Source organism: Nonomuraea sp. NPDC050691, assembly GCF_040654455.1.
Taxonomy (GTDB): Bacteria; Actinomycetota; Actinomycetes; order Streptosporangiales; family Streptosporangiaceae; genus Nonomuraea.
Window position 1 is genome coordinate 25,903 of sequence record NZ_JBFAIA010000074.1, and the last position, 11,061, is coordinate 36,963.

Here is an 11,061-nt window from a genome sequence, read left to right on the forward strand (position 1 = left end):
CGCTTCTTGTGCGGCTGGGGGGCGGGAGTCAGTGGGGGGCGGTGAAGGTGTAGTCGCCGGAGGCCAGCTCCACGGCCAGCACACCGTGCCACTCGCCGGCCACCCGCACGCCCTCGGCCGCCTCGACCGGCATGCCGCTCTCGCGCACGGCCGTCGCGTCGGAGGTGGGGACGTGCAGGACGGCCGTCGCGCCCGGCGGCACGGACACCTCGACGGTGACGGCGCCGTCCTGCAGGCGCCAGCCGCACGCGGCCCGCCCGTACGGTGTCTCCTGGTGCGCCCTGGCCCAGCTGAGCCGCCCGCCGACGGTCGGCCGCAGCAGCAGCCGCCGGTAGGCGACCGAGCCGGAGTCCTGGTCGATGCCGGCGACCCGCCCGTACAGCCAGTCGCCGACGGAGCCGAGCGCGTAGTGGTTGAAGGAGTTCATGCTCGCCGACTGGAAGCCGCCCTCCTCGGTCCAGCCGTCCCAGCGCTCCCAGATGGTGGTGGCGCCGTGCCGGATCGAGTAGCACCACGACGGGAAGTCCTCCTGGTGCAGCAGCGCGTACGCCAGGTCGGCGTGGCCGTGCTCGGTCAGCACCGGGCACAGCAGCGACACGCCGAGGAAGCCGGTCGTCAGGTGCCGGCCCCGGGCCTCCACGTCGGCGGCCAGGTGGCCGGCGGCGGCCGGCACGAGGTGGCCGGGCAGCAGGTCGAAGGCCAGCGCGAGCAGGTAGGCGGTCTGGGTGCCGCCGGCCACGCGCCCGTCCGGCTCGACGAACGCCTCGACGAACGCCTCCCGGATCGAGCGGTGCAGCTCGGCGTACACGGCGGCGTCGTCCTTGCGGCCGAGCACGGTGGCGGCCTGCGCGGTGAGCTGGGCGGAGCGGGCGAAGTAGGCGGTGGCCAGCACCTCCCTGGGAGTCTCCACGCCGATCTGCAGCCAGTCGCCGTAGTGCTTGCCCACGCGGTCGCGCCAGATCAGGTCCGGGTTGTGCCTGCGGACGTACTCCACCCAGGCCGCCATCGCGTCGTACGAGCGTTCGAGCACCCGCACGTCCCCGTACAGCCGGTAGAGCTGCCACGGGATGATGACGCCGCCGTCGCCCCAGGCCGGGGCGCCCTCGTTGGTGACGCAGATCTTCGGGGCCACGTCCGGGAACGCGCCGTCGGCGTCCTGGGCGCCGACCACGTCCCGCATCCAGCGGGCGAAGAACGCGGCGACGTCGGCGTTGCGCGCGGCCGTCGGCAGGAACACCTGGGCGTCGGCCAGCCAGCCGAGCCGCTCGTCGCGCTGCGGGCAGTCGGTCGGCACCGCGACGAAGTTGCCCCGCTGCCCCCACACGATGTTCGCCTGGAGCTGCGTCACCATCGGGTCCGAGCAGCGGAACTCGCCCGCCGCCGGCGTGTCGCTCACGAGCACGACGCCGGTCACGTCCTCGGCGCGCAGCGGTCCGGGCAGGCCGCTGATCTCCACGTACCGGAACCCGTGGACGGTGAAGCGCGGCTCGAACACCTCGACCGGCTCCCCGGCCGCCACGTAGTGGTCGGTGGCCTCGGCGGTGCGCAGATTGTCCAGGTACAGCTCGCCGTCGTCGAGCATCTCGGCGTGGCGCAGCCTGACCGTGGCGCCGCGCGGCAGGTCGCGCACCGTCAGGCGGACCCGGCCCACCATGTTCTGGCCGAGGTCGGCGATGTGGCGGCCGTCGCCGCGCGGCGTGACCGACATGGCGGGCAGCTCGGCCACCGCGCGCACCGGCCGGTCGGTGGCCGCGGTCAGCGCCGACAGGTCGCGGTCGAGGACGGCGGCCGGGGCCCAGCCGCGGTCGTCGAACCCGGGCGCGTCCCAGCCCGTGGCCGCCAGGCGCGCGTCGTACCGCTCGCCCATGAGCAGGTCGCTGTAGACGACGGGGCCCTGCCCGCTCCGCCATGTGCCGTCGGTGGCGACGACGCGGCGCGAGCCGTCGGCGTGGTCCACGACGAGCTGGGCGAGGAACTGCGGCGCCGTGCCGTAGTGCAGGGCGTGGCGGCGGACGTCGAAGCCGATGTAGCCGCTCCACCAGCCGTCGGCCAGGGTCGCGCCGATCACGTTCTCGCCCTCGCGCAGCAGGTCCGTCACGTCGTGCACCTGGTACGGGACGCGCTCGTGGTAGTCGGTCCAGCCGGGGGCGAGCTCGTGGTCGCCGACCCGCCGGCCGTTGATCGACAGCTCGTACAGGCCGCGCGCGCTCACGTACACCCGGGCCCGCACGGCCGTCCCCTCCACCCGGAACGCGCGGCGCAGCAGCGGGCACGGCGCCAGCGGCCGGGTGCGCTCGGTGCGGTCGTCGTCGCGCGGCGGGTCGGCGACGGCGACGAGCGCCGGGTCGGGACCGATCCAGGCGGCGCTCCAGTCGCCGGCGTGCAGCAGCCCGGTCTCGAACCAGGACGTCGCCTCGCCCGCCGGCGTGCCCGCCGCGTCCCACACCGCGACCCGCCAGTGGTAGCGGGTGCCGGACTGCAGCGGGGGGCCGTCGTAGCGCACGTACGGGGTCTCGGGCGGCTCGACCAGGCCGGTGTCCCACAGCAGCCGCGCGGGATCGTCGAGGTCCTCGGGCCGCGCCGCCACCCGCAGCCGGTACGCCGCCGGGGCGTCGCCTCGCACGCCGGAGGCCAGCCGCCACGACAGGCGCGGGCGGGGCTCGCCGAGCCCGAGGGGTTCCTCCAGGAGTTCGCAGGTCAGGCCGTACGGGGTCAGGCTGGGCACGATGATCCTTCCTCTGCCTGTCTTTCACGGGAGTGTGCGGGGGGTTTCGTGCGTCCTGGGCGCCGGATCTTCCTGGGCGACCGGCGCGCCGGGTGACGGGCCGCCCGGCCGGGCCGCGGGTGGCGGCCCGGCCGGAGCGCGGGACGGGACGAGGAGGCTGCGGAAGGAAGTCCGTCGCACCGAGGCCGCGGGTAGGACCGGCTCGTGTCCGGGATGTGAATGAGCGGACACGAAGCATCATCCGAGGTGGTGAGGCTTCGCAGATAGCACGAAAGACATCTGACTTGGAGGAAATTGACCTGATCTGCGGGGCTAGGGTGGCCGATGTGACGGGATCGCCGCTCAAGATGACCCGCGGGCTGCTCCACTTCGACGACGGCTCGCCGGCCTACGCGCGCCGCTACCCGCACGAGGGCGAGGAGCCCGTCCACACGCACAGCTTCGTCGAGATCGCCGTCGTCGTGGGCGGCACCGCCGTCCACCACTCGGCGTCCGGGCGCCACGGGCTGGCCGTCGGCGACGTCGTGCTGCTGCGGCCGGGGGTGTGGCACGGGTACGAGCGGTGTGCCGGGCTCGACCTGTACAACTGCTGCGTCGGCACCGACCTGCTGCGCAACGAGCTGTCCTGGACTCGCGAGGACGCCCTGCTCGGCTACCTGCTCTGGACCGGCCCGCACTCGCTGCAACGCCGGGGCGTGCTCACCGCCCACCTCGACGACCACGATCTGGGGGTCTCCGTCGGCTACCTGGAGCAGCTCGACCGCCTCCGCGAGCGCAGCATCCGGCACCACCGGGCCGACGTGATCGGCTGGCTGTCGCTCTTCCTCGGTCTGCTCTCCCGCACGGTCGGTTCCGGCCGGGACGAGGGCGGCGCCGACGCCGCGCTCACCCACCCGACGGTCATGCGGGTCGTGCGGATGGTGGAGGCGGACCTGGCCCGGGAGTGGACCCTGGGGGAGCTGGCCGGGACGGTCGGGCTCAGCCCCGCGTATCTGGTGCGGCTGTTCAAGTCGGCCACGGGGCTGCCGCCGATGGCGTACCTCGCGCGGCTGCGGGTGGAGACGGCGGCCGACCTGCTGCTGCGCACGGACGAGCCGGTGACCTCGATCGCCCAGGCGGTGGGGTGGGCCGACCAGAGCTACTTCGCGCGGCGCTTCAAGGGCTACTACGGGCTGAGCGCCACGACGTACCGCACCCGTTTCCGCATCCGGGTCCCGTGACCTGACGGCCCGGCCCTCCGGCCCGGCGGCTCGTCCGGCAGCCGGACGGCGACGATCTCACCCGGGCTCGGCCTTCCTCACCACCTCCAGGGTGGCGGCCAGCTCGGCCGCGGGCATGAAGTGGCCGAAGGTGTCGTTGGCGAAGAACGACACCCCGGCCACCGACCCGGCGTGCCCCGCCAGCACCTCCCGCTGGTAGAGGTACGTCCGGCGGTCGTCGAGGTACGTGCGGTACCAGTACCAGGGATCCACGAAGTCCAGGCCCAGCAGTGGGCGCGGCCCGCCGAGCGCGGCCTTGCTCAGCAGGTTCGGCACGATCTCGGTGCGCTCGACCAGCACGGCGAACGTGCTCACCAGGATCGCGTCGAGGCTCCCGTACGCGGCGTCGGTCATGCCCCACGCCGTCCGCTCCACCTCGGCCCGCCAGTAGGTGTCCATCCAGTAGACGAGGCGCCCGCCCATGGCCGCGCGCAGCCGCAGGAAGAACCGCTCGACCCCGCCCGAGCGCTCCGGGGTCAGCGGCGGCGCGTTGTCCGGGTGCCAGAAACCGACCAGCCCGAACTGGTTGCCGAGCAGCACTCCGTCCAGGCCGAAGTCGCCGGTGAACGCGGCCGTCTGGGCGGCCGCGAAGTCCCCGGCGGGCAGGCCGGCCGGGATGCCGCCGGGGAAGGCGGCGTACCGGCGGGCGTCGGCCGCGAGTGGCGCCGTCACGTCGATCACGCCCGGGACCAGGTGCCCGCCGGCGTCGGCGGCGCTCGCCGCCACCTCGGGGTGCAGGACCGTCTTCCACTCGCTGCGGCAGAACTCGGGCCCCGGCTCCAGGTACTCCAGCAGGCGCACCTCCAGCCCCCGCCTCCGCGCCTCCGCGCGCACGGCCGCGTAGATGCCGGCCAGCGTCTCGTAGTCCATCGGCTGCTCGGACAGCGTGAACATCGGCCCCGCCGAGTACGGGTTGGCCGAGCGCTCCCCGCCGTCGCGCACCCGGGCGAGCCAGTCGCGGTTGTGCGCCCGGGCCATCACGGCAGGCCCCCCTGGGCCGAGCGCGAAGCAGTTGTAGCGGGCCCAGTCGAAGCGGTCACCCCAGGCCCCGCGGCCTCGTCTCCAGCGCGGCCAACCCCGTGTACGCGGAGATCGCGGCGGGCGCCGAGGCGGAGGCCGCCGCGCACGGTCGCTTCATCCTGCTCGCCAACAGCGACGAGAACGCCGAGCGGGAGCGCGCCTACATCAACTTCTTCGAGTCGCAGCAGGTGAGCGGCGTCGTCGCCGCCCCGGTGGGCGACGTGCCCGCCGAACTGCTCGGGTTGAGGAGCCGGGGGACTCCGTTCGTGCTCGTCGGCGTCGCGCCGGGCCCGCACAGCTACCCGGCGATCTCGGGCGACAACGAGCGGGGCGGCCACCTCGCCGCCGCCCACCTGCTCGCCCAGGGCAGACGGCGGCTGCTGTTCGCGGGCGGCCCCCATCCCCACGTGGACCTGCGGCTGGCGGGGGTCCGGCGGGCGATCGCCGAGTCGGGGGAGCCGGCCTCGCTGGAGGTGGTCCGGGTGCGGGTGCAGACCGCGAAGGCCGGGGAGGAGGTCTCGCGCGCGCTGCTCGAACGCCCCGGGCGCGACTTCCCCGACGGGATCGTGGCCGGCAACGACCTGCTCGCGCTCGGCCTCCTGCACGGGTTGATCGTCGGCGGGGCGCGGGTGCCGGAGGACGTCTCGCTCGTGGGGTACGACGACATAGAGTTCGCGGACTTCGCCATCGTGCCGCTCACGAGCGTCCGCCACCCCTCGGCGGCGCTCGGGGCGAGCGCGGTCCGCCTCCTGCTCGGCGTCGAGGACGAGCACGACATGCGGGGACGGTTCGAGCCCGAACTCGTCGTCCGCGCCACCTCCCTGCCCGCCACCCGCCCCTGATCGCCCCTGAGAGAGCGTGTCAGCGCGCTGTCAGGACCGTGAGAGTGGCGGCGGCCAGCCTGTGACCTGCGCGAGGCGCCACGACCTCGCGCGGATCACGCCGTTCGAGCACGGGAGAAGGAGTGACCACGATGTCGCAGGAGAAGCTGGCCGGTTTCGTCGAGGCGGCGGCCGAGGAGTTCGGCATCCCCGGTGTCACCGCGGGGGTGCCGGCGGGCGGCCGGAGACGTACGCCTCGCATGGGGTGACGAGCCTCGCCAACCCCCTGCCGGTCGACGAGAAGACGCTGTTCCACCTGGCATCGGTGACCAAGACCTTCACGGCGACCGCGCTGATGCGCCTGGCCGCGGAGGGCAGGGTGGACCTGCACGCGCCGGTGCGCCGCTACGAGTACCGCTTGGACCTGGCCCCTGGTCAGGCGGAGTTCGCTGAGCGGATCGGCGGCGTCTGCCGCAGTGTGTGGAACACCGCCCTGGAGCAGCGCCGCACCTACCGCCGTCGGGAGGCGTGGATCGGCTACCACGAACAGGCCCGCCAGCTCGCTGAGGCCAAGGGCGAGTTCGCGTGGCTGGCCGAGGTGCCCGGCCACTGCCTTCAGCAGACGCTCATCGACCTGGACCAGGCGTGTGGCCTGCATGGGACCTGAAGGTCGGCTGGAAGTCCAGGGCCAGGACGCGGCCGTCGTTTCGGTTCCCCGAGGGCGCCAAGATCGCCATCGAGCGGCTCAACCGGCGCTGGGCACGGGCGAAACTCCCCAAGCTCGGCTGGGTGCGCTTCCGCATCACCCGCCCGCTCGGTGGCAGGGTCAGGGTGTAACCAAGGTCGTCACCCGTTCGGACGGCATCTTCCACCACCAGGTCTTCGCCCGCGAGCGGGAGGTCGAACACGCCGCCACGCTCCAGCGTCGCCTGGCCCGCACACGAAAGGGCTCTGCCCGGCGCAAGCACGCCGCCGCGAAGCTGGGCAAGGCGTTGGCGAAGGTGCGGCGTCGCCGCGCCGACTTCGCCGCCAAGATCGCCCACACCTTGGCCACGAGTTTCGAGCTGATCGTGTTCGAGGCCCTGTCGACCACCAACATGACCGCCAGGGTGGCGCCCAAGCCAGACCCCGAACAGTCGGGCGCGTTCCTGCCCAACGGGGCTGCAAGCAAGTCCGGTCTGAACCGGTCCATCCTGGACAAGGGCTGGCACCGGATCGAGTTGGCCACCCGCAGCAAGGCCCGCTACACGGGCACCCACGTGATCACCGTGGATCCGGCGTACACCAGCCAGACGTGCAACGTGTGCGCGGTGGTGGATCGGAAGTCCCGCAAGAGCCAAGCGGTCTTCCGGTGTACCTCGTGCGGCCACACCGAGCACGCCGACGTGAACGCCGCCAAGAACGTCCTCACCGCCGGGAGGGCGGAGCACGCACAACCCGGACCGGGTGCGCGGGCTGGGGCGCGCAAACCACGCAACCGTGTGGGCCGCAAGGCGAACCGCCAAGCAACAGCAGCTCAGGGCCACGCTACGGCGAGCCCCGAGCTGGCTGGAATCCCCCGACCATAGTCGTGGGGAGCGCTTCAACCTCAGAAGGGGACGCCGCAGTGCAGGATCACGTTGGCGTAGGGGCGGGCCTCGCCCGTGCGGACCACCAGCTCGGCGGCCCGGCCCAGTTCCTTGAGACGCTCGTGGGGCACGTACGCAGGCCCGGGGAGCCGCGCGCGCAGCAGGGCGTCGCACGCGGGGTTGGCCTCGCGCACCTCCTCGGCGGCCGTGGCGCCCTCCACGACGATCTCGGAGAGCAGCCCGGCCAGCACCGTCTCGAACGCCGGGATCCCGGGCAGGAACGCCAGGTCCACGACCTCGGCGCCGCGCCGCAGCGGCATGCCGCTGTCGCAGACCAGCACCCGGTCGGTGTGGCCGAGCCGGGCGAGGGCCCCCGCCAGGGCGGCGTTGAGGATGCCGCCGCGCTTCACGGGGCGCTCCGCAGTGTCCGCATGACCCGACCGTACGTGCCCGGTCCGGACGGGACGCGGAACGACACCCGGGGATGTCGCGGGCCGACCGCGTAGTAGTACGTTTGTACATGTACGGATGTACTACTTCTGGAGAAGCCGGCCATGATGTACGTGTTCCTCGCCCTGGCCATCGTCGCCGAGGTGGTGGCGACGAGCCTGCTCAAGACCACCGAGGGGTTCACCCGGCTCTGGCCGACCCTCGGCTGCCTGGCCGGCTACGGCGCGGCCTTCCTGCTGCTCACGCAGGCCCTGGAGCGCGGCATGCAGGTGGGCGTCGCGTACGCCGTGTGGTCGGGTCTCGGCACGACGCTCATCGTGATCATCGGGATGCTCTTCCTGGGCGAGCCGCTCACTGTGGCGAAGGTCGCCGGCGTCACGCTGGTGGTGGCGGGGGTCGTCACGCTCAACCTGGCGGGTGCGCATTGACCGGCCGGCGCAACCCCGGCGAGCGCCGCCGCCGCATGATCGAGGCCGCCTGCGAGCTGATCCCCGAGGTCGGGGTGAACGGCCTGACGCACCGGCTCGTCGCCGCCCGCGCCGGCGTCCCGCTGGGGGCCACCACGTACTACTTCGCCTCCCTGGACGACCTGGTCGCCGCCGCCCTCGCGCGCGCCGCCGAGGTCACCGAGGAGGCGCTGCGCCTCTGGCACGAGGAACTGGGGCGCAGCGCGGACGTGCCCGCCACGCTCGCCGCGCTCACGGCCGACTACCTGCGTGAACGCGACCGGATGGTGACCTGGAACGAGCTCTACGCCGCGGCGGCCCACCGGCCCGAGCTGCGGCCCCTGGCCCGCCTGTGGCTCGACGGGCTGACCAGGAGCCTGAGCGGGCACGCCGGCGCGCGGGCGGCCCGGGCCGCCGCGGTGTTCGTCGACGGGGCCCTCCTGCACTCCCTCATCAACGACGAGCCCCTCGACACGGAGTCGCTGGAACGGTCGCTGGCCGCGCTCCTGGGCATGGACGCCGCCATGGACACCACCTGAGCGGCGTGCTACGCCTCGAGCAGGACGAGGCGGACCGGGCCGAAGAGGCCCGTCACCCGCTGGCCGGGGAAGACGAAGTGCGTGGGACTCACCGCGTCGAGGTGCGGGGCGAGCGTGCCGTACACCTCGATCTCCACCGTGTTCTCCCCGGGCCGCAGCGCCGCGCCCACGTCGAACCGGTACGGCGAGCAGACCCTGACCCCGCACGGACGTCCGTTGACCCGCACCTCGGCCGTTCCCCGCACCCGCCCCAGATCGAGCACCCCCGAACCGGTCGCGGGCACCGTGACCGTGCGGCGGTAGCGGACGCCTCCGCTGTACTCCGGCAGGCCGGTCCGCTCCCAGTCGCCCAGCTCGATCGGCCCCGGCCCGGCGTCGAACTCGACCGGCCCCGTCAGGATCGCCCCGCCGGCGTGCCCGGCCTCGGTCTCCACCCGCAACGTCGCCACCCGCGGCCCCGACCGCCCGCCGAGCGGCACGTCCAGCAGACCCGTACCCTCCACGGGACCCTCCACCACGGGCTCGCCGTCCAGCATGAGAACGGCCTTGCCGCGCAGCGGCACCCGGACGGCGGTGGCGCCCGGCGGCACCCGGAACCGCAGCCACTCCACCCGCCCAGCGGCGCCCTCCTCGGCCAGCACGGCACGCAGCACCACGGGACCGCCGCCGGCGCCCGACAGCCAGGAGGTGTCCGGGAGCGGGTGCGGGCGGCGCGGGAGGTGGAGCGCCGCCGGGTCGAGATACTGGGACCGGCGCACGCGGGCCGGCGTCCGCACGCCGTCCTGGACCGCCTCCCAGCCCGGTCCCGACACGGCGCAGCCGTCCACCAGGACCGGCTCCGAGCCGTCCCCCACCCGGACCGTGACCGTGTTCGGCCCCGGCCGCAGCGCCGTGGCCACGTCGTAGCGGCGCACGCGGGGCTTGCGCTTGTCCGCGTACGGGTCGAAGCCGCCCTGACGGCCCAGCTCGACGCCGTTCACGAGGACCCGGCACGCCGCGGTGGACGCCACCTGCAGCGTGGTCCCGCGCGGGACGAAGGTCGCGGTCAGCTCGGCGGGCCCCTCGGGGCCGGCGATCCACTCGGGCCGCAGGTACGCCTCCGGGTCCGTCACGACGGCGACGTGGGCGCGCAGCGGCGCGTCCCCGCCGTCCGGCTCCTCCGGGGCGAGCCGCAGGTCGAGCAGGTACGTGCCGGGCGATAGGGGCTCCCGGGTCACGGCCAGGTAGCCCCGGTCGCCGAGGGGGACCGGCGTGCCGTCGATCCAGGCCGCCTTGGCGGCCGCCGCTCCCACCGCGAGGTACGCCTCGCCTCCCGTGTCCCCGCACGCCGGGACGGTCAGCTCGCACCGGAACCACGCGGCCCGGCCCGCGGGCACCCGGCCGAAGTCCAGGAACTCCTCCGGCACGTGTCCCTTGGGGCCGAGGGTGACCCGGTGGATCGGGTCCTTGCGGATCCCGCGCGACACCGAGAAGACCGCGGGCCGCCGGTCGCGCGCGTGCTCGGCGGGCTCGTCCGTGGCGGGGCGGTCGCCCGCGAGCCCGGGCGCTCCGTCCGCGGGTCCGGGGGCCGTCACGTCGGCTGAGGTGAGGTGCCACACCCCGTGCGGGCCGAACGTGGCGTACGCGGGCCCCCACGCGGCGTCCCCGTCGAGGCGGTGCTCCACCTCCCACCGGCGCAGCACGGGCCCGTCGTGGCCGAGGTCGCCCCAGGTGTCGTCCAGGGTGGGCACCGGCTCCATCTCCCAGCCCCCGTCGAGGTCCACCTCGCGCGCCCCGGCCGGGACGGCGGGCGGGGGCGGCGGCGCCTCGTGACCCGTGAAGACGAGCAGCGCCGCCGGGCCCGCGTCGAACGGCACCACCACCTCCACGTGGTCCCCGTCCACCGCGCACGGCAGCGCGCGCACCCCGCCCGTGAACAGGTCCACCAGCAGCGGCGTGCCCGCGACGCCCCGCACCCGGACCGGCATGTCGGCGGCGTACCGGGCCGGGTCGAAGTCGATCGTGGCCGAGTCCCAGCCCTGGTCGGCGCCCCGGGCGTCGGGGTGTTCCACCGCCACGCGGCTGGCCATGGGGAACGCGGCCTGGAGGTAGACCAGCGTCGCGCCGTCCACCTCACGCACCAGCGGCGGCACGGGGGCCTCCACGCGGCGCAGCGGCGACAGCAGCGGGCCCAGCGCGTCCACCGACGGAGCGAAGCGGGCGAGGCCGCCGAGCGGCCCGCCGGGGAGCGTCT

Annotated in this window: 11 protein-coding genes; 7 read left to right on the plus strand and 4 right to left on the minus strand. The window is 74.3% G+C overall.

The window, feature by feature from the left end; translation table 11 throughout:
• Positions 1–28: 28 nt before the first annotated feature.
• Entirely contained in the window at positions 29–2,725 is a 2,697-nt protein-coding gene (locus tag AB0H81_RS24875; RefSeq protein WP_358378964.1) for a family 78 glycoside hydrolase catalytic domain, read from the minus strand.
• Between the two features lie 326 nt (positions 2,726–3,051).
• On the opposite strand from AB0H81_RS24875, the gene AB0H81_RS24880 reads away from it, so the two are divergent.
• Positions 3,052–3,945, plus strand: coding sequence for an AraC family transcriptional regulator (locus AB0H81_RS24880; protein WP_358378967.1), 894 nt, complete (start codon positions 3,052–3,054; stop codon positions 3,943–3,945).
• 57 nt (positions 3,946–4,002) lie between these two features.
• On the opposite strand, the gene AB0H81_RS24885 is transcribed toward AB0H81_RS24880, so the two are convergent.
• Positions 4,003–4,965 carry a hypothetical protein gene (locus AB0H81_RS24885; protein WP_358378971.1) on the minus strand — a complete coding sequence of 321 codons (963 nt, stop codon included), beginning with the start codon at positions 4,963–4,965 and terminating at the stop codon, positions 4,003–4,005.
• A gap of 11 nt (positions 4,966–4,976) precedes the next feature.
• On the opposite strand from AB0H81_RS24885, the gene AB0H81_RS24890 reads away from it, so the two are divergent.
• The 4 genes from AB0H81_RS24890 (at position 4,977) to AB0H81_RS24905 (ending at position 7,393) form a co-directional block, all read left to right on the plus strand.
• Positions 4,977–5,846: a substrate-binding domain-containing protein gene (locus tag AB0H81_RS24890; protein ID WP_358378988.1), complete on the plus strand. Its 870-nt coding sequence runs from the start codon at positions 4,977–4,979 to the stop codon at positions 5,844–5,846.
• Positions 5,847–6,090: 244 nt separating this feature from the next.
• The gene (locus AB0H81_RS24895; protein WP_358378974.1) at positions 6,091–6,492 is read left to right on the plus strand and encodes a serine hydrolase; all 402 of its coding nucleotides are present in this window, start codon (positions 6,091–6,093) and stop codon (positions 6,490–6,492) included.
• On the plus strand, positions 6,471–6,662 hold the full coding sequence (locus AB0H81_RS24900) for a hypothetical protein (RefSeq protein ID WP_358378994.1): 192 nt from the start codon (positions 6,471–6,473) through the stop codon (positions 6,660–6,662). The genes AB0H81_RS24895 and AB0H81_RS24900 overlap by 22 nt, the downstream gene beginning before the upstream one ends.
• A 26-nt stretch (positions 6,663–6,688) precedes the next feature.
• Complete coding sequence (locus AB0H81_RS24905) at positions 6,689–7,393, plus strand: transposase (RefSeq protein WP_358378991.1); 705 nt, start codon at positions 6,689–6,691, stop codon at positions 7,391–7,393.
• A gap of 20 nt (positions 7,394–7,413) precedes the next feature.
• Here AB0H81_RS24905 and rbsD read toward each other — a convergent pair whose 3' ends face one another.
• Positions 7,414–7,803, minus strand: a complete 390-nt coding sequence (gene rbsD / locus AB0H81_RS24910) for a D-ribose pyranase (protein WP_358378977.1) — start codon at positions 7,801–7,803, stop codon at positions 7,414–7,416.
• Between the two features lie 144 nt (positions 7,804–7,947).
• On the opposite strand from rbsD, the gene AB0H81_RS24915 reads away from it, so the two are divergent.
• Positions 7,948–8,271, plus strand: a complete 324-nt coding sequence (locus tag AB0H81_RS24915; RefSeq protein WP_253776943.1) for a multidrug efflux SMR transporter — start codon at positions 7,948–7,950, stop codon at positions 8,269–8,271.
• Positions 8,268–8,828 carry a TetR family transcriptional regulator gene (locus AB0H81_RS24920; RefSeq protein WP_358378980.1) on the plus strand — a complete coding sequence of 187 codons (561 nt, stop codon included), beginning with the start codon at positions 8,268–8,270 and terminating at the stop codon, positions 8,826–8,828. The genes AB0H81_RS24915 and AB0H81_RS24920 overlap by 4 nt, the downstream gene beginning before the upstream one ends.
• A gap of 8 nt (positions 8,829–8,836) precedes the next feature.
• Here AB0H81_RS24920 and AB0H81_RS24925 read toward each other — a convergent pair.
• The coding region (locus tag AB0H81_RS24925) for a glycosylhydrolase-like jelly roll fold domain-containing protein (protein WP_358378983.1) at positions 8,837–11,061 on the minus strand (2,225 nt) is incomplete at its 5' end.